Below are 23,433 nucleotides of genomic sequence, written 5' to 3'. Positions count from 1 at the left end.
CGGCTTCGGCTTCGGCTTCGGCTTCGGCTTCGGCTTCGGCTTCGGCTTCGGCTTCGGCTTCGGCTTCGGCTTCGGCTTCGGCTTCGGCTTCGGCTTCGGCTTCGGCTTCGGAAGTCAATTCGTCCGCAGCGTTATCCGCGTCAACGGATTTCTCATCCGAGACTGCATCACTTTCGGTCTCGGCGGCTTCTACCACCTCTTCGACGCTGGGGTCTTCGACCGGTTCCTGATCGGGTTTCTTCTTATCAGCCACCGCGTTAATCCCCTTATCGATTCCCAAAACACATGAACAACAGACTAACCCAAGTTAATCTGCACCCGGCGCGCTCTCAACCCGCATCACGTGTTTCACGAGTTTTTTCACGGCTTTCTGCATTTTGTCCGGGGTCGGTTCATCCGCGATCTTCAGCCGCTCGAAACTCAGTGTTTTAAGGGGTTCCGCCGTGGCTTCGCTGATCACGGCCAGCCACAGAGGCGCGGATCCGGCCCAGATATCGGCAAATTGTCGCGCTGTGCGGGGCGAAAATAGCGGGGCGATGATGGGCTGATCACCCTCGGCGGCGTGGGAAGCCTCATCACTCAGCGGCAGAAGTTGCTGTCGATAAATCGGCTGTTCTCGGGTGGTCAGCCCGGATTCAGTCAAACGCGCGGCCACGTTGCCGCGGCTGTGTTCTCCGCGCAGATGTAGCAGCGGACTGTTTGGCTTGAGTTTCAGCAGATTGGCCACCAGCCCTTCGGCCGTCGCACCCAGCATCTGCGCTTCCCACCCTGCTGCCTGCGCTGCCTGCGTGGTCACCGGACCAACGCAATAGGCGGGCAGGCTGCGTTCCACATTCAATAGGGCGGCGGCATTCACGCCATTTGCCGAGGAAAAGATCAGTCCAGCAGAATCATCGGACTCAACCATGACACCCAGCGGTTCGATCTTTAACAAGGGTGAATGGATAACCGCGACTTGCGACCGAATGTGGTCCGGCAGTTGCGCAACGAACCTGTCCGAGGCGGCGCGAGGGCGGGTCATCAACAAATACAACGGTCGGCGCCTTCGGCCTTGGGATTGTTTGCATCCGCGCGGGGTGATACCCCGCTTGGCAATCATGATGCAACGGATCAGGCCTATGGTGCAAACACTTACCGTCCTTGGACTGGAAAGCAGCTGCGACGATACCGCAGCCGCCGTTGTGCGGCAGGGCACAGGCGTTGGGGCCGAGATCCTGTCATCCGTGGTGCATGGCCAGACTGAGTTGCACAGCGCCTATGGTGGCGTTGTGCCTGAGATCGCAGCGCGTGCGCATGCGGAAAAGCTGGATATTTGCATCAAACAGGCTCTAACACAGGCCGAAATTGGCTTAGATGATCTGGACGCTATCGCTGTCACCGCCGGTCCCGGCTTAATTGGCGGCGTAATATCCGGCGTGATGTGCGCAAAGGGTCTGAGCGCAGCAACCGGGTTGCCGCTAATCGGGGTGAATCATTTGGCCGGGCACGCGCTGACACCAAGACTGACCGACGAGATTGCCTTTCCCTACCTGATGCTGCTGGTCTCGGGTGGTCACTGCCAATATCTGATCGCTCATGGACCGGAACAGTTCACCCGCCTTGGGGGGACGATCGACGATGCCCCCGGTGAAGCCTTCGACAAGACCGCCCGTCTGCTGGGCCTACCCCAGCCCGGCGGCCCCTCAGTCGAGGCAGAAGCCCGTGCGGGCGATCCCAAACGTTTCCGCTTTCCCCGGCCCCTTCTGGATCGCCCCGGATGTGACCTGTCTTTTTCGGGACTCAAGACCGCGCTGATGCGGATGCGGGATAAGGTCGTAGCCGAAAAAGGGGGGCTGACCCGACAAGATCGCGCTGATCTGTGTGCCGGTTTTCAGCGGGCTATTGTTGATACCTTGGCTGAGAAAACCCGCCGCGCGATTGCCCAGTATCTTGAGACATCACCGTCAGAACCGGTTATTGCCGTTGCCGGAGGTGTCGCAGCAAATTCCGCTATTCGCTCTGCACTAGAGACTGTTTCTGCGGAAATGAGCGCCCGATTTACTGCCCCTCCGCTGGCTTTGTGCACTGATAATGCCGCAATGATCGCCTATGCGGGTATGGAACGATTCCGCACCGGTACACGAGATGGGTTGGACCTGACGGCGCGGCCCCGCTGGCCCTTGGATCAAACCAGCCCTGCAATGCTGGGTAGCGGCAAAAAAGGGGCCAAGGCATGAGCGTGACCGTCCTTGGATCAGGTGCCTTTGGAACCGCTTTGGCCATATCATTGGCGGGAGATGGCCCCGTTACGCTTTGGTCGCGGAATCCCGAGCAGGCAAAGCAAATGCAGCAATCGCGCGAGAATGTCGATCGCCTGCCGGGCGTCACGCTGCCTGCCAACATCACGGTGACTGCCGAGATTGAACAGGCGGTGCGGTCCGACGTATTGCTGCTTGCCGTGCCAATGCAAAAACTGCGTGATGCCCTGAATCTTCACGCAGCACGACTGAGCGGGAAGGTTCTGGTGGCTTGCTGCAAGGGGATCGAACTGTCCACGGGTCTGGGCCCCGTCGCCGTGATCCGTCAAACCGTGCCAGACGCACAACCGGCCCTGCTAACCGGGCCCAGCTTTGCCGACGACATCGCGCGCGGTCTGCCCACGGCGCTAACGCTGGCTTGTGCTGAAGCCGAATTGGGCGAGGCGCTTCAGCAAGAGCTGACAACCGCCAACCTGCGTCTTTATCGAACCGCCGATACCATCGGGGCCGAGTTGGGTGGCGCGCTGAAGAATGTGATGGCTATTGGTTGCGGCGCGGCCATTGGTGCCGGGCTTGGCGACAGCGCCCGCGCTGCGTTGATCACACGCGGATTTTCTGAGATGCAGCGCTTTGCCGCCCAGCGCGGGGCACGGCCCGATACGCTGATGGGGCTATCGGGGCTGGGTGATCTGGTTCTAACCTGCTCATCCGAATTGTCGCGAAACTATCGTTTTGGCCTTTGTTTGGGTCTAAGCAAGCCATTTGACAGCACCACAACCGTCGAAGGTGTCGCCACTGCGCAGGCCATGTCCGAAATCGCAGCGAGCGAAGGGTTAGACATGCCCATCAGCGCAACGGTGGCGAAACTCAGCAGCGGTGCCTACAGTGTCACCGACGCGATTCAGGCCCTGCTGGGTCGCCCACTCAAGGAGGAATAAAATGCTCATCGCCCTGATCGCCCGGGATAAAGCCGGAGCCCTACAGACCCGGCTGGACAACCGCACCGCCCATCTGGCTTACATTGAAGAAACCGGTGTTGTGGCGCAGGCTGGCCCGTTGCTGGACGGCGATGCAATGATCGGATCGCTGGTCATTCTGAACGTCGAGGATCTGGCCGCCGCGCAAGCTTGGGCTGAGAATGACCCCTACGCGCTGGCCGGCCTGTTCGACTCGGTTGAATTGATCCCGTGGAAAAAGGTCATCGGCTGATGGCGTATTGGCTGTTCAAATCCGAACCCTCGACCTGGAGCTGGGATCAGCAGGTCGGCAAGGGGGACGCGGGCGAGGAATGGGATGGGGTGCGCAACTACCAGGCCCGCAATTTCATGCGTCAGATGCAGATTGGTGACCGGGGTTTTTTCTACCACTCGCAAAAGGACAAGGAGATTGTCGGCATTGTCGAAGTCTGTGCCGAGGCCCATCCCGACAGCACAACCGATGATGAGCGTTGGGAATGCGTGGATATCAAAGCCGTCCGGTCTTTCACAATTCCGGTCAAACTGGATCAGATCAAGGCGGATGAGCGTTTGGGTGAAATGGTTCTGGTCAAGAATTCACGCCTTTCAGTGCAGCCGGTCAGCGATACAGAATGGCAGTTGATCTGCGCTTTGGGCGAGACACAGGCGGATTGAATGAAAAGGGAAGGCCCTGACGACTTCAGAACCTTCCCTACCCCGCGTGCTCCCAAACTCACCACACGCATACGGAAATCTGTTGGTTCTGACCGTCCTGGTCATGACCTGACCTTAGCCGATTTCAGAACCGCGCTTCAAACGCCAAGTATTTAGAGTTTCAATCAAATACAAAACACCCGCCGGTAAGACCGACGGGTGCTGAAATGGTTCTTGGCTGGATCAGCTATAGACCGATTCTTTGCCGAAATGCTTGGTCAGCATGTAATAGACGACAGCGCGGTACTTGTTACGCTCGGACATGCCATAGGTCTCCATGGCCTTGTTGATCCCTTCCATCAGTTCGGGACCATCCGACAGGCCCAGCTTTTTGATGAGGAAGTTGTTCTTGACCGTCTCAAGCTCGCCTTCCTGGCTGGCCGCCACTGTCGACGCATCCGCGTCATAGATCGCCGGACCGCAACCGATGGTGACCTTGGTCAGCAGGTCCATATCGGGGTCCATCCCGCATTTGCCTTTTAGATCTTCAGCGTATTTGGCGATCAATTCGTCGCGTTTGCCCATGTCCCAATCTCCTTAATCCATTGTCACGGAACTTTTTACCGATGCACGAGAGACTAGCCTTGTCGGCGGAATTCCCAAAAGGGAAAAATCACAAGGTTTCCCCCTAGGCTGAACTTCGCGGGACTCGGTGATTTGATTTTTTCTGATTTATTATTTAACATTTTTGTTAATTATGATTCCCGGAGGTCCCCATGCCCGTAAGGTTACCGAATGAAACCACCGAATATCGGTCAGCTCGTAATGCACTTCTATCCGCCGAGCGGGACCTGAGAGCAAAGGTTGAAGAGGTCGCGGCCTTGCGCCGTTCTCTTCCAACCGGAGGCAAAACCCCTAACGATTATGCGTTCCGAGATCTGGCAGGCGAGGGTGCGCCTATGTCGTCGCTGTTTGGCGATAAGGATACGCTGATTATCTATTCGCTGATGTACGGACCCGACGCGGAACGCCCCTGCCCTATGTGTTCGGCGTTTCTGGATGGGCTGAACTCTCAGATCCACCATCTCATACAGAACGCCTCGGTTGCCGTAGTGGCGCAGAATACGCCCGAAAAACTCTCGGCGCTCAAGGATGAGATGGGTTGGAATGCGCTGCCGCTCTACTCAGCACTAGGGACGAATTACCAACGTGACTATCTGGCCGAGACCGACGGGGGTGATCAGCTTCCCATCCTGAATGTCTTTCAACAGCTCCCTGATGGCATTCATCACTTCTGGAGTTCCGAGCTGTTCTTTGAACCCAGCGATTGGCATCCCCGGCACGTGGATGCGGCTTGGCCACTGTGGAATGTTCTGGATTTCACGCCACAGGGCCGCGGCGATTTTATCCCGTCTCTACGCTGAGGTACTATCGGCAGTAGCCCCAGCCGGGCCCCTGCAGGTGGAAGTGATCGGCATGTAAGCGGTTGTAGTCAGGGCCAAGCACCACGCGGAACCAGTCACAGGCTCCGCGCCATATCTGGCGCAGAAAATCGGCCTCGGGCCCGTCAGCGTCCCAGGCAGCCAGCAGGTTCAAGCTGCGCCCGTCAGAGAGATCCATTCCGACGATGTCGATCGCGTCCGCAGTGGCGTGACTGCTCCAACCATTGTCTTGTCCTTGCGCGGTCCGCATCCGGCGGCAGTTATAGCTGCCGATCTGGCGCATTCTGCTGACGGAAGTCCCCAGTAGTTGCTGCGCAGCGGGTTGCACAACATGGTGTTCCCACATGACAAGCCGCAAAGTTGTGGCACACCGGGTCTCGACTGCAGTGACGCGGGCGTTCACCAGACCGAACAACCGGCCGCGTCCCTCGATTCCGCAATTCTGGTCCACCACCAGATCGTCCAGCGGATCAAACCGAGCTCCAGCCTCGGCCAAGGCTGCACGGCATAAAGCGTCATCCGCCAGTGCGCGGTTCAACTGGTAAGGGGTGACCGGGGTGACCGGGGCCGTCACGGTCAGATCACGCAGCGGGTTCCAGTGCGGGGGTACAGGCGTATTGGGATGGGCAAGCAGCCACCAAACGCCGCCGCCCAACACGGTCAACAGCGTTAAGAGGCCAAAAAGAAAAGACGCCGCCGAAAGCAGGATTCGGCGGCGTCTAGAAGCTTTGGTCATGCGTCTTTCGCACTTAGTAGCGGTAGTGTTCCGGCTTGTAGGGGCCTTCGGGTTTTACGCCGATATAGGCCGCCTGATCGCTGTCCATCTGGGTCAGCTTCACGCCGATCCGGTCCAGATGAAGACGGGCAACTTTTTCGTCCAGATGCTTGGGCAGGATGTAGACTTCGTTCTTGTATTCATCGCCTTTGGTGAACAGCTCGATCTGGGCCAGGACTTGGTTGGTGAAAGAGGCCGACATCACGAACGAGGGGTGACCGGTGGCGTTGCCAAGGTTCAGCAAGCGACCTTCGGACAGCAGGATAATGCGGTTGCCCGAGGGCATCTCGATCATGTCCACCTGTTCCTTGATGTTGGTCCATTTGTGGTTCTTCAGGCTGGCCACCTGAATTTCGTTGTCGAAATGGCCGATGTTGCCGACGATCGCCATGTCCTTCATCTCGCGCATATGCTCGATGCGGATCACGTCCTTGTTGCCGGTGGTGGTGATGAAGATATCCGCGTTTGCGACTTCGTCTTCCAGCAGGGTGACTTCGAACCCGTCCATGGCCGCTTGCAGCGCGCAAATCGGGTCGACCTCGGTCACTTTCACGCGGGCGCCTGCGCCACGCAGCGAAGCCGCCGATCCTTTGCCCACGTCACCATAGCCGCACACAACCGCAACCTTACCGGCCATCATGGTGTCGGTGGCGCGGCGGATGCCATCAACCAGCGATTCCTTGCAGCCGTATTTGTTGTCGAACTTCGACTTGGTGACCGAGTCGTTCACGTTGATCGCCGGGAACGGCAGGTGGCCATCTTTCACCAGCTGATACAGGCGGTTCACACCGGTGGTGGTTTCCTCGGACACGCCCTGAATCTGGTCGCGCATCTTGGTGAACCAACCCGGCGAAGCCGCCATACGCTTGGCGATCTGCTTCTTGATCACCTCTTCCTCTTCCGAACCCGGAACAGGGATAATGTCCTCTCCTGCCTCGGCACGTGCACCCAGCAGGATGTACAGCGTCGCGTCGCCGCCATCGTCCAGGATCATGTTCGGGCCTTCGTCAAACAGGAAGGATTTGTCCAGGTAATCCCAATGCTCTTCCAGCGTCTGGCCCTTGATGGCGAAAACGGGAATACCAGCCTCGGCAATCGCCGCCGCCGCGTGGTCCTGCGTTGAGAAGATGTTGCACGACGCCCAGCGCACATCAGCGCCCAGCGCCACCAGCGTTTCGATCAGAACGGCGGTTTGGATGGTCATATGCAGCGAACCGACGATCCGCGCGCCTTTCAGCGGCTTGCTTTCGCCATATTCGGCGCGCAGGGACATCAGCCCCGGCATTTCCGTTTCAGCGATATCCAGTTCCTTGCGGCCAAACCCGGCCAGCGAAATGTCCTTAACGATATAGTCCCCGGCCATCAGGTTCTCCACTCCGGTAAATCTTGGTCCGGGCTGCCCCTAGCATTCCTTGGGACAGGAGGCAATGTGGATGGCCGGAAACAGGAAGTCTGGTGACAAAATATCAGCTTGGCGTACCCTCTGCCTTGATTTTGGGGATCGCTTCAAAAAAATCAGTGCCAACGGCGACAATACAACTCATGCCGTTCGCCTGGGTCACCAAAACGGTATAACTTCCCGTTTCCTTCGAGGTCCAAACCTCCATGACCGTCTGCCCGCCACGTGATTTCTGAAGACCGCCAAAGGTTAATTCCTCGGAGTAATTGTCTTGCAGTTTGGTAATCACGCGCTCGCGCTCTGCGCAGTTCTGGGCAAAGGCGGGTGGCGCGGTTGCGGCCATTCCGAAGGTCAGGGTTATTGCAAACAAACGCTTGAACATAGCAAGCTCCTTTCGATACGAGTTTCGTTTCGAGAGGGCGCAACTGGGAGGAGTCAGCACCCCCCTCAGTCCTTGATGTCGGGATCGTGTCGCGCAGGTTCAAAGCACGAATGCTCAAGAAATTGTTGGCAGCATGTGATCCAGACAGATACATCATACCACAAGAACGCGAATTGAACGTGTCCCAGTTCACAAGGCATGGTAAAATGGCAACACAACCCAGAGCGTGGCAAAGAATGCTGTCGGGCCGTCGGCTGGATTTGCTGGACCCGACACCCGTGGATATCGAGATCGAAGATATCGCGCACGGGCTGGCCTTTGTGGCGCGGTGGAACGGTCAGACCAACGGGGATTTTGCTTATTCCGTGGCCGAGCATTCCTTGCTGGTGGAAGAGCTTTTTGGCCGCATCGCACCAAATGCACCGACGAAATGGCGGTTGGCGGCACTGTTACACGATGCCCCCGAATATGTGATTGGTGACATGATCTCTCCGGTGAAATCCGCCGTTGGCCCGGATTATGGTGATTTAGACGACCGGCTGGCTGCTGCGATTCATATACGTTTCGGGTTGCCCGCCGTGGTACCAAAAACAGTGAAACGCCAGATCAAGAAGGCGGACAAGATCAGCGCCTGGATGGAGGCGACGCAGATCGCGGGTTTTTCTGATACCGAAGCATCAAAGTTCTTTGGTCGTCCGGACAAGGCAATATTAGAGGGGTTGCAGATCAAACTGCGTCCCCCGATTGAGGTGCGGCAGGCCTATACCGCGCGGCATCAGGAATTGTTGGGCAGCATTTAGGTCGCCAATAGATCAGCAGCTCGGCCTATGCTAATTTTCCGCTAAAACAAGACCATAATCGGACGCAGGTTCAGATGAGCGACGCAGACAGCCAGATACCGGTCACGAACGCGCAGATGGAATATGCCAACGCGTGTTTACGTGAAGCGTACAATCTGACAGGCCGAGGGCGGGTGCGCAATCTGATCCGAAAGTCACTGCTGCCACAGTTGATCGCCTACCGGGGCATTCGAATCCACCTGCACCCTTATGACAATTTCAGCGAATTCTCTCTTTGGCAGAAGGGCCGGTCCCCGGAAGAGCTTGAGCTGAATTGGCTGAAAGAAAGCTTTGCGGGGAAGACTCTCAAGGTTTTGGATATCGGGGCAAATTTTGGTCTGTATTCACTTTTCTTGTCGTCAATTCTTAGCCCGGACTCCCGGATTCATGCGTTTGAGCCTAATCCGACACTGGCCGAACGCCTCAGCAATAATTGCTCTCTGAACGGATTTGGCAACGTGGAGCTGAACACTTTCGCGATCGCGGGCGAAACTGGTGAGGCGACACTTATTATAGAAAAGCGGGGCGACACGGCCACCAATCTTGGTCAGGCGCGCTTGGCAAACGACCCAGCGTATCGGGAGCTATCAAAATACGATACGATTGAGGTGCAGACCCGAACACTGCTTGAGCTTACACATCTGCATGATGCCGATTTTGCCAAGCTTGATGTTGAAGGGCACGAGCCGAACATTCTTATGCCTTTTCTTGAAAGCGCAGAAGATGCAGCGCTTCCCCAATATCTACAGCTGGAAACCGTGAATCTTGGTGATAGCGCCGAACGCCTGTTTGCCTCACTTTCTGATCGTGGCTATGAAAATGCCTTTCAAACTCAACGTAATATCATCTTCAGAAGATAGTCCGTGCAAGGAAGAACCGCGATCATGATCAAACCCACTCAGGCCAAGCTGATATGAAGGTCGGGCTGTTCTCCTGCGCCAAGGATGAAGGGCCGTTTATACTTGAGTGGGTCGCGTATCATCTGCTGGTCGGGTTTGATCCTATTCTGATTTACAGCAATGACTCGACAGACGGCACCGCCGAGCTGCTTGATGCGCTGGATAAAAACGGGGTTATTTCCCATGTTCTGCAAGATCTGAAACCCGGGCAAGTACCACAGCATACAGCGGCGGAAACGGCCTATGCGCATCCTTCGCTTAACGATGCCGATTGGCTGATGTGGCTTGATAGCGATGAGTTTCTTTTCTGTGCAAACGATGAAAATCAGGTCGCAGGTCTCGTCGAACGCTGTTCCGGTTTCGCCGAGGGCATCGCCGTGAATTGGTTGATCTTCGGAAATGGGGGCAACGACAAGTGGGAACCGGGGCTGGTCACGCAACGATTCCTAAAGCGTGCCGATACAGATCATAATTTGCATCGCTACTTCAAAACGCTTTTTCGAAAGTCTGATAAAATACGGGGGTTTGGCCTGCACCGGCCCTACTTGCGACCGGACTTTCGAAACGATGGATCGCAATTTGTAAATGCTGCGGGCCTGCCGATGCACGAACACATGTATCGTTCGGGATTGCGACGAAGACATGCGCTGGGTGCCGCGCCCGAGCATCTGTCTACACACGATTGGGCTGCTGTCATTCACTACCCGGTGAAAACGCGAGACAGTTTCGCGCTCAAGCGGCGGCGCGGGCAAGGCACGAAAGCGACAGATGCACCCAACCGGTCCAGCCGGTTTCGTGAAAGGTATTGGAACAAGTACAACCAGAACAGCGTTGTGGATGATCGAATGCTGGCGATGGGTGGCAAGCTACAGGCAAAGGTTGATGAGTTGCTGTTATTGCCTAAAGTTGGGTGCGCGCACTCTGCCTGCCTTAAGAATTACGCGCTGAGGCTCCAAACTCAGGCTCAACCCGCGCCCTGAAAGTCGTTTGGAACGGCCCGGGAAAACACACTATTGAGTTTAAGGGTCTACCTTGGGCTACGCTTCGCCAGAATCCGCTGCAACGTCCGGCGGTGCATGTTCAACCGGCGCGCGGTTTCCGAGACGTTCCGATCGCACAGCTCATAAACGCGCTGGATATGTTCCCAGCGGACGCGGTCGGCGCTCATGGGGTTTTCCGGCGGCGGGGGCAGTTCGTCGCCCTTGGCCAACAGAGCGTTGGTGATGTCAGTGGCGTCGGCGGGTTTGGACAGATAGTCGGTTGCACCAATTTTGACCGCCGCAACGGCGGTGGCGATGGCGCCATAACCGGTCAGAACCACAACCCGGCTGTCGGGGCGTTTTTCGCGCAGCACTTCAACCACGTCCAGCCCATTGCCATCTTCAAGTCGCAGATCAACCACGGCATAGGCAGGTGGGCGGGCTGTGGAAATGGCGCGGCCTGCGGCGACGGAACCCGCGGTTTCAACCTCGAATCCGCGTTTTTCCATGGCCTTGGCCAGACGTCTCAGAAACGGCTCGTCATCATCTACCAGCAGCAGCGATTTGTCGGGGCCGATTTCAAGCTGGGAACTGTCTGCCATATGTGGGTCTTTCCGCTATTTCATGCCTCTTGGCTTAAACATGAGTAATAGCAGCGCCATTCCAAAGGTCAAACCGACTGTTGAGGATCAGGCCTGATCAAGAAAGCAGCCAATCTTGTCCGCCATCTGCTCGGCCGTTTCATCGCGTTTGAAAAATTCCAGAAACCCGTCCTCGGGCGTCATCAGATAGGTAAAGGTCGAGTGGTCGACCAAATAATACTCATCGCTTTTGTCTTGGGCCTTGTAATAGGTCTTGTACGCCTTGCTGGCCGCCTTGATCTGCTCGGGCGATCCGGTCAGGCCAATCACGCGTTCATGCAGGTTGAATGCGAAATCGCCCACAACCTCGGGGGTATCGCGATCCGGGTCTATCGAGATGAACAACGGCGTCACCGACTGACCGCGCTCTGCCAGCAAATCGATCGTGTCGACATTGCGCGACATGTCAAAGGGGCAAACATCCGGGCAGAAGGTATAACCGAAGTAGACAAGCGTGGGCTCGGTGATCACATCCTTGTCGGTTACCGTCTCACCCTTGGCGTTAAGCAGTTCGAACGGCCCGCCGATCGCCGCGCTCCCGCCCGCGATCTGAGACGAGCGGCACTGCGCGAATTTGTCGTCCGCGCCGCCCCGCGTCAACAGCCACATGGCACCAAGACCAATTGCAAGAACAACAGTTGCGAGAATAGCATAAAGACGAACCATGGCGCGTATCCTGATACGAAAGGGGATGTTGATCGATTCTGCCGGGACACCTATCAACATGTCGGACCGACGCAATAGGACATAATCGACAGATGACGAATTCCAACACCAGTCTTTGGCGTGGGCAGGAGCGCAGTACCTGGATCAGGCTGCGCACGCTGATCCTGCTGCGATGGGTCGCCATTATCGGCCAGTTTACGGCCATCACGGTTGCACAGAAATATTACGACGTTCAGCTTGAGCTGGCATTGTGTTATTTCGTCATCGGCATTTCGGTGATGGGTAACCTCACGGCGATTCTGTTGTTTCCCGAAAACAAGCGCTTGTCGGAATTCGAGAACTTCCTGATGGTGCTGTTCGATCTGCTGCAGCTGTCGATCCTTTTGTATCTGACGGGGGGGCTAAACAACCCGTTTGCGCTGCTGTTGCTGGGCCCGGTGACGATTTCCGCAAATGTAATGAGCACCCGCTCGACCCTGATCATCGGCAGCGTTGCGGTGATCCTGACCACGTTGCTGGCGCAATTCCACCTCCCGCTGAGAACCAATCTGGGGTTGGTGCTGGATATCCCCGATATTTTGCTGTTCGGAAACTGGGCGGCGATTATCATCGCCATCGTTTTCATCGGCGCCTATTCGCACCGCATCAGTTCCGAAGTTCAATCGATGTCCGAAGCGCTCTCGGCCACCCATATGGCGCTGGCGCGCGAGCAAAAGCTGACTGATCTTGGTGGTGTGGTGGCCGCAGCCGCGCATGAGTTGGGTACGCCGCTGGCAACGATCAAGCTGGCCAGTTCAGAACTGATCGAAGAGCTGGACGACCGGCCTGAGCTGATGGAGGACGCAGCCTTGATCCGCGAACAGGCTGACCGCTGCCGCGACATCCTGCGCGATATGGGCCGAGCTGGGAAAGATGATTTGCACCTGCGTCAGGCGCCTCTGTCCACCGTGATCCATGAAGCGGCAGAGCCACATATCAATCGTGGTAAAGTGGTGCATTTCGACGAAGGACCAGTTGCGGATGGCGATGTGCAGCAGCCCTCGATCCTGCGCAAGCCCGAGATCATTCACGGGCTGCGCAACCTGATCCAGAACGCAGTGGATTTTGCCCAGTCGACGGTCTGGGTCGAAGCTGAATGGACCTCTGACCGGATCAGCGTTTCGATCATGGATGATGGTCGCGGCTACCCCTCCCACATCATTGGTCGGATTGGTGACCCGTTCATGCGCCGCCGCCGCGCCGATCGCAGTAGTCGGCCGGAATACGAAGGCATGGGGCTAGGTCTGTTCATCGCCAAAACCCTGCTGGAACGCAGCGGTGCCGAACTGAGCTTTGCCAATGGCGCGGACCCCTATCAGACCCTGACTGACCAACCGGACCGCAGGGGGGCGATCGTCAACGTCGTTTGGCCGCGCAAGCTGATCGACGCGCAAACCGGGGACACTCCGGTTCCCTCGGGCGCCAACCAACCGTTCCAGATATGAGTTAAGACCCCGTTAACCATTGTTGTTCATATAGATTCAAACGTTTTACCCGGGGGTTGGAGCAATGGCCGAATGGATCGTTCTGGCCGCAATCAGTGTGGTTTCGGCCAGCTTTGCGATATTGTGGCTCTTGCCACGCCATCAGGCCAAAACAAGAGATTTCGGGCTGTCAGCGCCCGGAGCGCTGTTCGATGTTGTCTTCCTGTTCGATGGCGACCGGTTGATCAGCCACTCCGATATTGCGCTGGCAGGTTACGAATCCGTCAGCAACTGGGCTGATCTGCGGCGTTTGCTGCAACGTGATTTTCCCGCTTTCCCCGAAGCGCCCGAGATTGTCCGGTCCGGGGGCAACATCGCCGTTTCAGCCATCGACTGCACAGTCGAGCGCGAGGTTCTGTGCGAATGGATCGACGGTATCATTCGGGTTCAATTACGTGATCTGACGGGGACCATCCCTGCGCCACGCCGTGACCAGCGCGATCCAATTCGTTTGGCGATGGAGCAGGCGCCCTACCCTGTTTGGCTGATAGATCACCGTGATAAGGTGGGCTGGTGCAATGCGGCCTATGTACGGTTGGTTCGCAAGATCGCGGGACCGGATGCCGATCTGACGGACCCTCTGTTTCCTTCTCACAGGGACGAGGCGCAGCTGAGTCGAAAAACCCGTGTCTCGATTCCGGTCAGGGACAGCGATGCCAAGCTCTGGTTTGACCTGACCCAGGTCGCACACGAACAGGATCAGTTGTGTTACGCGGTCGATATCAACGCGATTGTCGAAGCCGAGACAGCGCAGCGCAAGTTTGTGCAGACCATGACCAAGACCTTCGCGCAGCTCTCCATTGGTCTGGCGATCTTTGACCGCAACCGGCAACTGGCCCTGTTCAATCCAGCGCTGATCGATCTGACCACCCTGCCACCCGACTTCCTGAGCCTGCGCCCAAGCCTGTCCAGCTTTTTTGACCGGCTTCGCGACCAGCATATGATGCCCGAGCCTAAGAACTATCGCAGTTGGCGGCGCCAGATGAACGACCTTCTGGAGGCGGCACAGGACGGAAACTATCAGGAAACCTGGTCGCTGCCATCAGGATCGGTCTATTCCGTCAGTGGTCGCCCGCATCCCGATGGGGCCGTGGCTTTCCTGTTCGAAGATATCACCGCCGAAATCACACTGACCCGACGGTTCCGCGCTGAAACGGACCTTATGCAATCCATTCTGGACAAGCTGGCTGATGCCATCGCGGTGTTTTCGGATGACGGTTCGCTGGCGATCACAAATTACGCCTATCAGGTGTTGTGGGGCGACAGCGGCGAAGTAGGATTCGAACCAGCAACGGTGCTGGAAATCACACGCCAATGGCAGGAGCACTGCACCGCCACGCCGATCCTTGGCGAGATCCGCGAATTCGTCACCGCCCGCGAGAATCGGGCCGAATGGTCGGCTGAACTGATCCTAAAATCCGGCGGCTCTTTGAACTGCACGGTCAGCCCCATGCAAAACGGGGCAACAATTGTCCGTTTCGCCTCGGACAACCCGGTCAGGAACATCACGGAAATACAAAAAATCAGCGCCTGAACCGGTTGCAGCCGACCCGGCGCAGGTTCATTGTGACGCCATGAACGCACCGCTGACTCTGACCTCGAAATCCCCATTCGACACTGCTGAAGTTGCCACCAAACTGGGAGGCGCATTGCAGTCTGGCGATACTATCCTGCTTGAAGGTACCATCGGCAGCGGCAAAACCCATTTCGCACGCGCATTGATCCAATCTCTTCTGTCCGCACCCGAAGATGTGCCTTCGCCGACCTTTACTCTGGTTCAGGTTTACGAGACGCAGCTTGGTGAGGTCTGGCATTCAGACCTCTATCGTCTTTCTGCCGTGGAAGAGATCGAAGAGCTGGGGCTGGTCGACGCCTTCGACGCCGGCATTTGCCTGATCGAGTGGCCTGAAAAGCTGGGTCCTCTGACACCAGAGCCGGCCTTACTGATCCGGTTCACCACAGACGCCAACGAACAAGATACGCGACAACTTAAGATGTCGTGGACAGACCCGAAATGGAACGCCAAGCTGGAGGGGATCCAATGACGAACCGGGCCATTCTGGCAGAAGCCTTGATCGCGCAGACACCATGGAACGGCGCACGGCATACGCCTTTGGCGGGTGATGCCTCGAACCGCAGATACGAGCGTCTGACCGACCCTACCACTGGCCGGACCGCCGTTTTGATGGATGCTCCGCCCGACAAGGGCGAAGCTGTTGAACCCTTCGTGCGTATGTCGAAATACCTGTGTTCCATTGGGTTGAGTGCGCCGGAAATCTACGCCGAGGACTGCGAATACGGGTTTCTGTTGCTCGAAGATTTGGGCGACGATCTGTTCGCACGCGTCTTGCGGGACGATCCGACGCTTGAGCGCACGCTGTATGACGCCGCAACCGATGTACTTGTCCATCTTCACGCGGCGCCGACGCTTTCGCTCGACAGTTACGACCCCGCCCTGATGACCGAATTGGCGGCGCTGTCGTTCACGAAATATGCACAAGGCATTCTTGGATCGCACGACGACGAGGCCCGCGCCCGGTTCGAGCTGCGCTTTGCGGATATCCTGCACCGGGAAACCGGCGGAACGCGGGTTGTTGTGCAACGCGATTACCACGCAGAAAACCTGATCTGGCTGCCCGAGCGCGAAGGTCTGGCGCGTGTCGGTCTGCTGGATTTCCAAAGCGCGATGCTGGGGCATCCCGCCTATGATTTGATGTCACTGCTACAGGATGTGCGTCGGACTGTGCCCGCCGGGATCGAGATGCGGATGATCGACCGCTATATCACCGCAACCGGCGTCGATGGGCATGATTTCCGCACCGCATATGCTGTTCTGGGCGCACAGCGTAACCTGCGCATTCTGGGCGGTTTTGCCCGGTTGGCGACCGATTATGGAAAGCCACACTACGTCGACCTGATCCCGGCTGCGTGGGCACATTTGATGCGCGATCTCGAACATCCCGCGTTGGTGCCGGTGGCAGACCTGTTGCGCAGCGCCCTGCCCGCCCCAAACCCCGAGAACCTGGCAAAGCTGAGGGCGCAATGACCGGCACCCCCCAAGCTGCAATGCTGTTTGCCGCGGGCTTTGGTACTCGCATGGGTGTCCTGACCAAAGACCGGCCCAAACCGCTGATCGAGGTGGCCGGGCGGCCCCTGATTGATCACGCACTGGATCTGGTCGATGCGCTAAGGCCGTTGCGGGTTGTTGCCAACCTGCACTACCACGCTGATCAGTTGGCTGATCATCTGGCGGGCTGCGACGTTATGATATCGCGGGAAGAACCGCGCATTTTGGATACTGGTGGTGGGCTGCGCGCAGCGCTACCTCTGCTTGGATCCGATCCCGTATACACCTTGAACAGCGACGCGATCTGGTCTGGGCCCAACCCACTGAATTTACTGAAGGATCATTGGAATCCGGATAAAATGGATGCGCTGCTGATGTGCGTTCCAGTTGGGCAAACCCTTGGCCACACAGGCCCTGGTGACTTCACTCAGGACAGCACAGGGCGGATCGTCCGCGGTGCCGGTCTTGTTTACGGCGGGGTACAAATTCTGAAAACCGAAGGGCTACATGACATCGCTGAGGACGTGTTTTCATTGAACGTATTGTGGGATCGAATGCTGCAGCAAAAGCGCCTGTTCGCACTGTCTTACCCCGGTCGCTGGTGCGATGTGGGGCGTCCCGAGGGTATTGATCTGGCCGAGGGGCTGATTGCCGATGTTTGAGCCCAGCGCCCTGCCCCGGGTATTCGCCATTCCTCCGGGCGCGGATTTCCCCAAGGTGCTGGTTGACGGTCTGCATGAGCGATTTGAGGGGCAGCCGCCCGATGCGCTGGCCCGGGTACAACTGGTAATCAACACCCGCCGGATGGCGCGCCGGGTGCGCGATCTGTTTGATCAAGGTCCCGCTTGCCTGTTGCCACGCCTCTCTTTGGTCACAGATCTTGGCGAAAGCGCCGATCTGGCGCAGATCCCACCCGCAATCCCGCCTCTGCGTCGCAGGCTGGAGCTGACGCAGCTGATCGCAAAACTACTGGACCAGCAACCCGATCTGGCGGCCCGGTCCTCGCTGTTCGATCTGTCTGACAGTCTGGCCGGGCTGATCGACGAGATGCAGGGGGAAGGTGTCTCGCCCGATGCGATCAGGCAACTGGATGTCAGCGACATGTCCGGCCATTGGGCACGGGCGCAGGCCTTTATCGGCATCGCCGATCAGTTCATGGAATCCGGTTCGGACGCGCTGGATGCGCAGGCCCGACAGCGGCGCGTGGTCGAGAACCTGATCGCGCGCTGGGAGGCGTCGCCGCCCGAACATCCTGTCATTCTGGCAGGCTCTACCGGGTCTCGCGGGACCACCCTGATGCTGATGCAGGCGGTTGCGCGTCTGCCTCAGGGGGCGCTGGTGCTGCCTGGCTATGATTTCGACCAGCCTGAACATGTTTGGAGCAATCTGGATAACCCGCTGACATCTGAGGATCATCCTCAATACCGGTTCCGCAAGCTGATGCTTGGGCTAGGGCTTGGCCCGGATCAAATCCGGCCATGGACCACGGATCAGGCCCCTTCACCTGCCCGTAACAAGCTGATTTCGCTTGCATTGCGCCCTGCCCCGGTCACCGACGCATGGATGACTGAAGGCCCGCTCCTGCCCGACCTGAACGGTGCGACCAAGGATGTGACGCTGATCGAGGCGCCCTCGCCCCGGGCCGAGGCCTTGGCCATTGCGCTACGCCTACGGCAAGCGGCCGAGACCGGCCAGACCGCCGCGCTAATCACCCCCGACCGGATGCTAACCCGGCAGGTCAGCGCCGCACTGGACCGGTGGAATATCCTGCCCGATGACAGCGCGGGCCTGCCACTGCAGCTGTCTCCGCCCGGGCGGTTCCTACGCCATGTCGCCGGGCTGTTCGCGCGCCGCCTGGATGGCGAGGCTCTGCTGACGCTGCTCAAACACCCACTGTGCCATGACGGGGGCGACCGGGGCAGCCACCTGCTGCATACCCGCGATCTTGAGCTTGACCTGCGTCGCTATGGCCCGCCCTTTCCCGACAGCGCCAGCCTGACCGCTTTCGCCATTCGTACTGAAGCGCCCGAGGACTGGGTCCGCTGGGTTACCCAGACATTTTGCGATCAATACGACCCCACCGAACAGCCACTGCCGGACTGGGTCGCCCGGCTTCGCACGCTGGCCGAGATGATCTCGGCAGGTGCAACCGGTGAATCCGGCACATTGTGGGACAAGAACGCGGGCCAGAAGGCGCTTGCGGTGATCTCCACTTTGGAAGCCGAAGCACAGCATGGCGGTGCGATGACCGCCCATGATTTTGCCGACCTTCTGGGCGCGTTGTTGGCAGGTGAAGAAGTCCGCGACCGCGATGCACCTCACCCGCATCTGATGATCTGGGGCACCCTGGAAGCGCGCGTTCAGGGTGCGGATCTGCTAATTCTGGGTGGCTTGAACGAAGGCAGCTGGCCCGAGGCTGCGGCACCCGACCCCTGGCTGAACCGTCAGATGCGCAATGAGGCCGGTCTTTTACTGCCCGAACGCAGGATCGGCCTGTCCGCGCATGACTTCCAGCAGGCGGCAGGTGCTGCAGAGGTGGTTTTGACCCGCGCTACCCGCTCGGATGATGCGGAGACCGTACCATCCCGTTGGCTGAACCGCATGACCAACCTGTTGCAAGGCCTGCCTGAACAGGGTGGAACTAGGGCGTTAGAAGCAATGCAAGCGCGGGGCCAACGGTGGCTGAATTGGGCAGAGATGCTGGAACATGCACCCCGAATCGCACCCGCGCACCGCCCGTCGCCACGACCACCCGTCGCGGCGCGGCCACGGCGGCTATCGGTGACCGAAATCAAACGCCTGATCCGCGATCCGTACGCCATATATGCCCGGCATATCCTGCGATTGAGACAACTGGACCCGCTGGTTCAGGCGCCAGATGCCCTGCTACGCGGTATCGTCATCCACGAGGTGATGGAACAATTCGTGCGCGACAGCGTTCTGGATCCGGCTTTGTTGACCCGAGAAAATTTCCTGAAACGCGCCAAAGCTCTGCTGGACGACCACGTTGCGTGGCCAACTGCCCGAAAGCTGTGGCTGGCGCGGCTAGAGCGGATTACCGATAGCTTTCTATCCGCCGAGATTCAGCGCCGCACCGATGGCGGGCCTGTGGCTTTTGAGGTTGGGGTGCGCCTGGCGTTGACGCCGCTGGACTTCACCATTGCCGGACGTGCCGACCGAATCGATCGAAGCGGGCAGGGGGCCTTGCGTATCATCGACTACAAAACGGGCACTCCGCCGACAGAAAGTCAGCAAGCCAAATTCGACAAACAACTGCTGATCGAAGCTGCAATGGCCGAGCAGGGCGGTATCGAAGGATTCGATCCGCTTCCCGTTGCACAGGCGATCTTCATTGGCATGGGCGGCACCTATAAAGAAGTGCCCGCACCGCTGCAGAAAGAGCCGACCGACAAGGTGCTGGCCGAACTGAAAGAGCTCATTTCAGCCTATTTAGAGCCTGATCAGGGGTTCTCTTCACGCAGGATGCTGCACAAGGACACAGATATAGGGGACTATGATCACCTCGCCCGGTTCGGCGAGTGGGATCGTTCGGCGGAAACCGAACCGGAGGACCTGACATGACCCCCCGCAATGATGCCACCGAACGGCAGGTTCAGGCCGCGCGCCCGGACGCCTCAACCTGGCTGGCGGCCAATGCGGGCTCGGGCAAGACCCGGGTGCTGACCGACCGGGTGGCGCGGCTGTTGCTGGATGGCGTACAGCCGCAGCATATCCTGTGCCTGACCTATACCAAGGCCGCGGCCAGCGAGATGCAGAACCGGTTGTTCAAACGTCTTGGCAAATGGGCAATGTTGGGCGACGGCGACCTTCAGTCTGAGTTGGTCGAACTTGGCGTACCGGGCGTGATCGATCCCGACCGGTTGGCGCAAGCACGGACCCTGTTTGCCCGCGCCATCGAGACACCCGGTGGCCTGAAAATCCAAACGATCCACTCCTTCTGTGCTTCGCTGCTGCGACGGTTCCCGCTTGAGGCGGGGGTCAGCCCTCAGTTCTCCGAAATGGAAGACCGGGCTGCGGCGTTGCTGCGCGAAGAGATCATTGAAAGTTTTGCCGACGGCCCTCAGGCCGAATTGATCGAAGACGTTGCCCGCTTTGTCACCGATACCGGTTTTGACAAACTGACTGCCGCTGTTGCGCAGAAACGAAATCAGTTTGAACATGTGCTGCAATGGCCGGACATTCTGCAACGGTTTGATCTGCCCGAAGGTTTTGATGAACAGGTCCTGCTGCGTAACGTGTTTCTGGGCGGTGAGGTCGAACTGATCCAGTCCATTTTACCCGCGCTTTCGGAAAGCGGAGGGAACAATGCCAAGGCCGCCGACAAGCTTGTCGGCTTTACCGACGCCCGGCTCAGCAAACTGACGATACTTGAAAACGTCCTATTGACGGGTAAGGGTGCGAAAGAGCCCTTTGCCGCAAAACTCAACAGCTTTCCAACCAAGGCGCTGCGTGAAGGGGTGCTGGCAGATCGGATGCCCCAGCTCGAGGCCCTGATGCTGCGGGTCGAAGCCGCGCGGGAACAACGACTGGCGCTGGTTGCGGCCCAGAAAACCCATGTATTACATCGCTTTGCCGCGGCCTTCCTTCCGGAATACGAGCGGTGCAAGCAGGTGAGGGGTTGGCTGGATTTTGATGACCTGATCCTGCGCGCACGTCAGGTGCTGAACGACCCAGCGGTGGCGGAATGGGTGCTGTACCGGCTCGACGGTGGCATCGATCACATTCTGGTGGACGAAGCGCAGGACACCAGCCCAGATCAGTGGGACGTGATCGAAAAATTGGCTCAGGAATTTACCAGCGGGGAAGGGGCCCGATCCGGAGTTGAGCGCACGATCTTTGTGGTTGGTGACAAGAAACAGTCGATCTATTCCTTCCAGGGCGCCGATCCGCAAGCCTTTGACCAGATGCAGGCCGAATTTGGACGAAAACTTCAAGAATCAGGCTCTAAACTGCGGGATTCAACGCTGGAATATTCGTTCCGCTCGTCCAGCGCGATCCTTGGGCTGGTCGATATACTGTTCGAAAACCATGTAGCGGCCGGGTTCCACAAGGATGCCTTACACCGGGCATTCAAGGCCGATCTTCCTGGGCGCGTCGACCTATGGCCGGTGATCGAGAAAGTTGAAGACGAGGATGACACCGATTGGACCGATCCCGTTGATCGACCCGGCGCGCGGCATCACACCGTCATTCTGGCAGAACAGGTTGCCCGGTCGATCAAGGATATGATCAGGGGTGGCGCCACCATTCCCGATGATGGCGATGCGTCGGGGACATTTGTCCGGCGCAAAGTGCAGCCCCGCGACTTTCTGATCCTTGTCCAACGCCGCTCGGACCTGTTTGCCGAGATCATTCGCGCCTGCAAAAGCGAGGGCCTGCCCATCGCGGGGGCAGATCGCCTGAAGGTGGGCGCGGAATTGGCGGTCAAGGATCTGGCTGCTTTGCTTAGCTTTCTGGCCACACCCGAAGACAGCTTGTCACTGGCGACAGTCCTGAAATCCCCACTGTTTGGCTGGACGGAACAACAGTTGTTCGATCTGGCTCATCGCAGGGAGGAAACTTATCTATGGGCAGCGTTGCGCAATCGTGCCGAGGAGTTCCCGGTAACGCTTGCGATTCTGAACGACCTACGCGGTCAAACCGACTTTCTGCGTCCTTATGATCTGATCGAACGTATCCTGACGCGCCATGACGGGCGACGCAAACTGCTGGGCCGGCTTGGGGCCGAGGCTGAGGATGGTATCAACGCGTTGCTGTCGCAGGCGCTGGCCTACGAACGGACAGATATCCCAAGCCTCACCGGTTTTCTGGTCTGGATGCAAACCGACGATCTGGAGATCAAGCGCCAGATGAGCGGAGTCGGCAATATGATCAGGGTGATGACCGTTCATGGCTCAAAAGGATTGGAATCACCGATCGTAATCCTGCCGGACACTGGTAAACGACAGCCACCACGAGATGCCGAGATCATGATGGCGGGCGATACTCCGTTGTGGAAAGTGCCTTCTGATGCCTCACCTGCATTGATCGCAGCTGCGCGCCAAGAAGCCAGAACGCGCGAGGAGAATGAGCGGCTGAGGCTACTCTATGTGGCTCTAACACGGGCAGAAAAGTGGCTAATAGTGGCGGCCGCCGGGGATGTAGGCAAGGATGGCAACAGTTGGTATCAGATGGTTGAGGCTGCGATGGCGCGGGCAGGGACTACTCATGTACCCGGCACCCAGAACCTTCGACTGGCGCATGGAGATTGGGAGGCTTTGCCTGCCGTTGAACAGGGCAGCATCCCGCACAACGAACAGCATTTGCCTGTATTTTTTGACCACCCCGCGCCAAATGCACCCGCGCCAGCCGAAACGCTCAGCCCCTCTGATCTAGGGGGTGCGAAGGCCTTGCCCGGAGATGCGGGGCAGGATGAAGAGGCGGCGAAACGACGCGGATCGCAGCTGCACCTGTTGCTCGAACATCTTCCTGCTGCCGCACAGGATCAATGGCCGCAGCTTTGCGCACGGCTTCTGGCCGATATGCAAGATGTTGAGCAGCAAGATCTGCTGACTGAGGCCACTTCGGTGCTGACGGCCGAATATCTGAAACCGGTCTTTGGCTCGGATGCGCTGACCGAGGTTTCGGTCTCTGCCGATCTGAACGGCACACGAATGCATGGGGTCATCGACCGGCTGATTATCACGGATACAGAGGTGCATGTGATTGATTTCAAATCCAATGCGACTGTTCCGACCGGGCCAGAATCCTGCCCCGAAGGGCTGTTGCGCCAGATGGCGGCCTACGCCCATGCCCTGTCGCAAATCTATCCCAATCACAGTATCCGCACCGCTATCTTGTGGACGCGAACCGCGCACCTGATGTGGTTGCCACACGATATGGTGACGGACGCCCTGACACCGAACCCTATATCTTGACCTTGCCCGGTGCCGCACCTAGGTTCTGAGCCCAA

22 protein-coding genes and 1 pseudogene are annotated in these 23,433 nt (G+C 58.1%); 15 read left to right on the top strand and 8 right to left on the bottom strand.

The window, feature by feature from the left end; genetic code table 11:
• Nucleotides 1-253, bottom strand: a pseudogene (locus tag ACR0NM_RS20375) (hypothetical protein); the annotation flags it as partial.
• A gap of 54 nt (nucleotides 254-307) precedes the next feature.
• Complete coding sequence (locus ACR0NM_RS20370; RefSeq protein WP_480616391.1) at nucleotides 308-1,021, bottom strand: uroporphyrinogen-III synthase; 714 nt, start codon at nucleotides 1,019-1,021, stop codon at nucleotides 308-310.
• 97 nt (nucleotides 1,022-1,118) lie between these two features.
• Here ACR0NM_RS20370 and tsaD point away from each other — a divergent pair, with 97 nt between their 5' ends.
• From tsaD to ACR0NM_RS20350, 4 genes are read left to right on the top strand one after another with little or no spacing between them, the layout of a single operon-like run.
• On the top strand, nucleotides 1,119-2,216 hold the full coding sequence (tsaD, locus tag ACR0NM_RS20365) for a tRNA (adenosine(37)-N6)-threonylcarbamoyltransferase complex transferase subunit TsaD (RefSeq protein ID WP_480616389.1): 1,098 nt from the start codon (nucleotides 1,119-1,121) through the stop codon (nucleotides 2,214-2,216).
• The gene (locus ACR0NM_RS20360) at nucleotides 2,213-3,175 is read left to right on the top strand and encodes an NAD(P)H-dependent glycerol-3-phosphate dehydrogenase (RefSeq protein ID WP_480616387.1); all 963 of its coding nucleotides are present in this window, start codon (nucleotides 2,213-2,215) and stop codon (nucleotides 3,173-3,175) included. The genes tsaD and ACR0NM_RS20360 overlap by 4 nt, the downstream gene beginning before the upstream one ends.
• A 1-nt stretch (nucleotide 3,176) precedes the next feature.
• Nucleotides 3,177-3,446 carry a YciI family protein gene (locus ACR0NM_RS20355; RefSeq protein WP_170425387.1) on the top strand — a complete coding sequence of 90 codons (270 nt, stop codon included), beginning with the start codon at nucleotides 3,177-3,179 and terminating at the stop codon, nucleotides 3,444-3,446.
• Entirely contained in the window at nucleotides 3,446-3,868 is a 423-nt protein-coding gene (locus ACR0NM_RS20350; RefSeq protein ID WP_480616385.1) for an EVE domain-containing protein, read from the top strand. The genes ACR0NM_RS20355 and ACR0NM_RS20350 overlap by 1 nt, the downstream gene beginning before the upstream one ends.
• Before the next feature lie 222 nt (nucleotides 3,869-4,090).
• Here ACR0NM_RS20350 and ACR0NM_RS20345 read toward each other — a convergent pair whose 3' ends face one another.
• Complete coding sequence (locus ACR0NM_RS20345; protein ID WP_170397892.1) at nucleotides 4,091-4,432, bottom strand: DUF2853 family protein; 342 nt, start codon at nucleotides 4,430-4,432, stop codon at nucleotides 4,091-4,093.
• Between the two features lie 191 nt (nucleotides 4,433-4,623).
• On the opposite strand from ACR0NM_RS20345, the gene ACR0NM_RS20340 reads away from it, so the two are divergent.
• Nucleotides 4,624-5,271, top strand: coding sequence for a DUF899 family protein (locus ACR0NM_RS20340; protein WP_480616383.1), 648 nt, complete (start codon nucleotides 4,624-4,626; stop codon nucleotides 5,269-5,271).
• 4 nt (nucleotides 5,272-5,275) lie between these two features.
• Here the strand turns inward: ACR0NM_RS20340 and ACR0NM_RS20335 are convergent, their stop codons facing one another.
• From ACR0NM_RS20335 to ACR0NM_RS20325, 3 genes are all read right to left on the bottom strand, one after another.
• A complete protein-coding gene (locus ACR0NM_RS20335) occupies nucleotides 5,276-6,025 on the bottom strand; it encodes an extensin-like domain-containing protein (protein WP_480616381.1) in 750 nt (249 codons plus the stop codon).
• A gap of 13 nt (nucleotides 6,026-6,038) precedes the next feature.
• Nucleotides 6,039-7,427: an adenosylhomocysteinase gene (gene ahcY, locus ACR0NM_RS20330; protein ID WP_170397884.1), complete on the bottom strand. Its 1,389-nt coding sequence runs from the start codon at nucleotides 7,425-7,427 to the stop codon at nucleotides 6,039-6,041.
• A 103-nt stretch (nucleotides 7,428-7,530) separates the two neighbouring features.
• Nucleotides 7,531-7,845 carry a hypothetical protein gene (locus ACR0NM_RS20325; RefSeq protein ID WP_480616379.1) on the bottom strand — a complete coding sequence of 105 codons (315 nt, stop codon included), beginning with the start codon at nucleotides 7,843-7,845 and terminating at the stop codon, nucleotides 7,531-7,533.
• 206 nt (nucleotides 7,846-8,051) lie between these two features.
• Here ACR0NM_RS20325 and ACR0NM_RS20320 point away from each other — a divergent pair, with 206 nt between their 5' ends.
• The 3 genes from ACR0NM_RS20320 (at nucleotide 8,052) to ACR0NM_RS20310 (ending at nucleotide 10,563) form a co-directional block, all read left to right on the top strand.
• Nucleotides 8,052-8,645, top strand: coding sequence for an HD domain-containing protein (locus tag ACR0NM_RS20320; protein ID WP_170397878.1), 594 nt, complete (start codon nucleotides 8,052-8,054; stop codon nucleotides 8,643-8,645).
• A gap of 74 nt (nucleotides 8,646-8,719) precedes the next feature.
• Nucleotides 8,720-9,544 (top strand): FkbM family methyltransferase, encoded by an 825-nt coding sequence (locus ACR0NM_RS20315; protein WP_480616377.1) that lies wholly within the window; start codon nucleotides 8,720-8,722, stop codon nucleotides 9,542-9,544.
• 53 nt (nucleotides 9,545-9,597) lie between these two features.
• The gene (locus tag ACR0NM_RS20310; RefSeq protein ID WP_480616375.1) at nucleotides 9,598-10,563 is read left to right on the top strand and encodes a glycosyltransferase family 2 protein; all 966 of its coding nucleotides are present in this window, start codon (nucleotides 9,598-9,600) and stop codon (nucleotides 10,561-10,563) included.
• A 47-nt stretch (nucleotides 10,564-10,610) separates the two neighbouring features.
• Here the strand turns inward: ACR0NM_RS20310 and ACR0NM_RS20305 are convergent, their stop codons facing one another.
• Together ACR0NM_RS20305 and ACR0NM_RS20300 are read right to left on the bottom strand one after the other, a co-directional pair.
• Entirely contained in the window at nucleotides 10,611-11,165 is a 555-nt protein-coding gene (locus ACR0NM_RS20305; RefSeq protein ID WP_039542641.1) for an ActR/PrrA/RegA family redox response regulator transcription factor, read from the bottom strand.
• Nucleotides 11,166-11,252: 87 nt separating this feature from the next.
• The gene (locus ACR0NM_RS20300) at nucleotides 11,253-11,870 is read right to left on the bottom strand and encodes an SCO family protein (RefSeq protein WP_170625366.1); all 618 of its coding nucleotides are present in this window, start codon (nucleotides 11,868-11,870) and stop codon (nucleotides 11,253-11,255) included.
• Nucleotides 11,871-11,962: 92 nt separating this feature from the next.
• Here ACR0NM_RS20300 and regB point away from each other — a divergent pair, with 92 nt between their 5' ends.
• From regB to addA, 7 genes are all read left to right on the top strand, one after another.
• Nucleotides 11,963-13,354 carry a sensor histidine kinase RegB gene (gene regB / locus ACR0NM_RS20295; protein ID WP_170397866.1) on the top strand — a complete coding sequence of 464 codons (1,392 nt, stop codon included), beginning with the start codon at nucleotides 11,963-11,965 and terminating at the stop codon, nucleotides 13,352-13,354.
• Between the two features lie 64 nt (nucleotides 13,355-13,418).
• On the top strand, nucleotides 13,419-14,927 hold the full coding sequence (locus tag ACR0NM_RS20290) for a PAS-domain containing protein (protein ID WP_480616373.1): 1,509 nt from the start codon (nucleotides 13,419-13,421) through the stop codon (nucleotides 14,925-14,927).
• A 40-nt stretch (nucleotides 14,928-14,967) separates the two neighbouring features.
• Complete coding sequence (gene tsaE / locus ACR0NM_RS20285) at nucleotides 14,968-15,438, top strand: tRNA (adenosine(37)-N6)-threonylcarbamoyltransferase complex ATPase subunit type 1 TsaE (RefSeq protein WP_170407927.1); 471 nt, start codon at nucleotides 14,968-14,970, stop codon at nucleotides 15,436-15,438.
• The gene (locus ACR0NM_RS20280) at nucleotides 15,435-16,439 is read left to right on the top strand and encodes an aminoglycoside phosphotransferase family protein (protein ID WP_480616371.1); all 1,005 of its coding nucleotides are present in this window, start codon (nucleotides 15,435-15,437) and stop codon (nucleotides 16,437-16,439) included. Before tsaE ends, ACR0NM_RS20280 begins: the two co-directional genes overlap by 4 nt.
• Nucleotides 16,436-17,122 carry a nucleotidyltransferase family protein gene (locus ACR0NM_RS20275; RefSeq protein ID WP_480616369.1) on the top strand — a complete coding sequence of 229 codons (687 nt, stop codon included), beginning with the start codon at nucleotides 16,436-16,438 and terminating at the stop codon, nucleotides 17,120-17,122. The genes ACR0NM_RS20280 and ACR0NM_RS20275 overlap by 4 nt, the downstream gene beginning before the upstream one ends.
• On the top strand, nucleotides 17,115-20,042 hold the full coding sequence (addB, locus tag ACR0NM_RS20270; RefSeq protein WP_480616367.1) for a double-strand break repair protein AddB: 2,928 nt from the start codon (nucleotides 17,115-17,117) through the stop codon (nucleotides 20,040-20,042). The genes ACR0NM_RS20275 and addB overlap by 8 nt, the downstream gene beginning before the upstream one ends.
• Nucleotides 20,039-23,398, top strand: a complete 3,360-nt coding sequence (gene addA, locus ACR0NM_RS20265; RefSeq protein ID WP_480616365.1) for a double-strand break repair helicase AddA — start codon at nucleotides 20,039-20,041, stop codon at nucleotides 23,396-23,398. Before addB ends, addA begins: the two co-directional genes overlap by 4 nt.
• Nucleotides 23,399-23,433: the final 35 nt, after the last annotated feature.

It is taken from the genome of Ruegeria sp. AF2, assembly GCF_056542025.1.
This window is presented reverse-complemented; position numbering and strand designations above follow the sequence as displayed.

Excerpts from the sequence above, each read along its gene's own strand:
- ACR0NM_RS20350 (WP_480616385.1), top strand. The coding sequence starts at position 3,446 with ATGGCGTATTGGCTGTTCAAATCCGAACCCTCGACCTGGAGCTGGGAT.
- addA (WP_480616365.1), top strand. The coding sequence starts at position 20,039 with ATGACCCCCCGCAATGATGCCACCGAACGGCAGGTTCAGGCCGCGCGC.
- ACR0NM_RS20315 (WP_480616377.1), top strand. The coding sequence starts at position 8,720 with ATGAGCGACGCAGACAGCCAGATACCGGTCACGAACGCGCAGATGGAA.
- ACR0NM_RS20360 (WP_480616387.1), top strand. The coding sequence starts at position 2,213 with ATGAGCGTGACCGTCCTTGGATCAGGTGCCTTTGGAACCGCTTTGGCC.
- regB (WP_170397866.1), top strand. The coding sequence starts at position 11,963 with ATGACGAATTCCAACACCAGTCTTTGGCGTGGGCAGGAGCGCAGTACC.
- ACR0NM_RS20310 (WP_480616375.1), top strand. The coding sequence starts at position 9,598 with ATGAAGGTCGGGCTGTTCTCCTGCGCCAAGGATGAAGGGCCGTTTATA.
- ACR0NM_RS20325 (WP_480616379.1), bottom strand. The coding sequence starts at position 7,845 with ATGTTCAAGCGTTTGTTTGCAATAACCCTGACCTTCGGAATGGCCGCA.
- ahcY (WP_170397884.1), bottom strand. The coding sequence starts at position 7,427 with ATGGCCGGGGACTATATCGTTAAGGACATTTCGCTGGCCGGGTTTGGC.
- ACR0NM_RS20335 (WP_480616381.1), bottom strand. The coding sequence starts at position 6,025 with ATGACCAAAGCTTCTAGACGCCGCCGAATCCTGCTTTCGGCGGCGTCT.
- ACR0NM_RS20370 (WP_480616391.1), bottom strand. The coding sequence starts at position 1,021 with ATGACCCGCCCTCGCGCCGCCTCGGACAGGTTCGTTGCGCAACTGCCG.
- tsaE (WP_170407927.1), top strand. The coding sequence starts at position 14,968 with ATGAACGCACCGCTGACTCTGACCTCGAAATCCCCATTCGACACTGCT.
- ACR0NM_RS20340 (WP_480616383.1), top strand. The coding sequence starts at position 4,624 with ATGCCCGTAAGGTTACCGAATGAAACCACCGAATATCGGTCAGCTCGT.
- addB (WP_480616367.1), top strand. The coding sequence starts at position 17,115 with ATGTTTGAGCCCAGCGCCCTGCCCCGGGTATTCGCCATTCCTCCGGGC.
- ACR0NM_RS20345 (WP_170397892.1), bottom strand. The coding sequence starts at position 4,432 with ATGGGCAAACGCGACGAATTGATCGCCAAATACGCTGAAGATCTAAAA.
- tsaD (WP_480616389.1), top strand. The coding sequence starts at position 1,119 with ATGGTGCAAACACTTACCGTCCTTGGACTGGAAAGCAGCTGCGACGAT.
- ACR0NM_RS20300 (WP_170625366.1), bottom strand. The coding sequence starts at position 11,870 with ATGGTTCGTCTTTATGCTATTCTCGCAACTGTTGTTCTTGCAATTGGT.
- ACR0NM_RS20355 (WP_170425387.1), top strand. The coding sequence starts at position 3,177 with ATGCTCATCGCCCTGATCGCCCGGGATAAAGCCGGAGCCCTACAGACC.
- ACR0NM_RS20305 (WP_039542641.1), bottom strand. The coding sequence starts at position 11,165 with ATGGCAGACAGTTCCCAGCTTGAAATCGGCCCCGACAAATCGCTGCTG.
- ACR0NM_RS20290 (WP_480616373.1), top strand. The coding sequence starts at position 13,419 with ATGGCCGAATGGATCGTTCTGGCCGCAATCAGTGTGGTTTCGGCCAGC.
- ACR0NM_RS20320 (WP_170397878.1), top strand. The coding sequence starts at position 8,052 with ATGGCAACACAACCCAGAGCGTGGCAAAGAATGCTGTCGGGCCGTCGG.
- ACR0NM_RS20280 (WP_480616371.1), top strand. The coding sequence starts at position 15,435 with ATGACGAACCGGGCCATTCTGGCAGAAGCCTTGATCGCGCAGACACCA.
- ACR0NM_RS20275 (WP_480616369.1), top strand. The coding sequence starts at position 16,436 with ATGACCGGCACCCCCCAAGCTGCAATGCTGTTTGCCGCGGGCTTTGGT.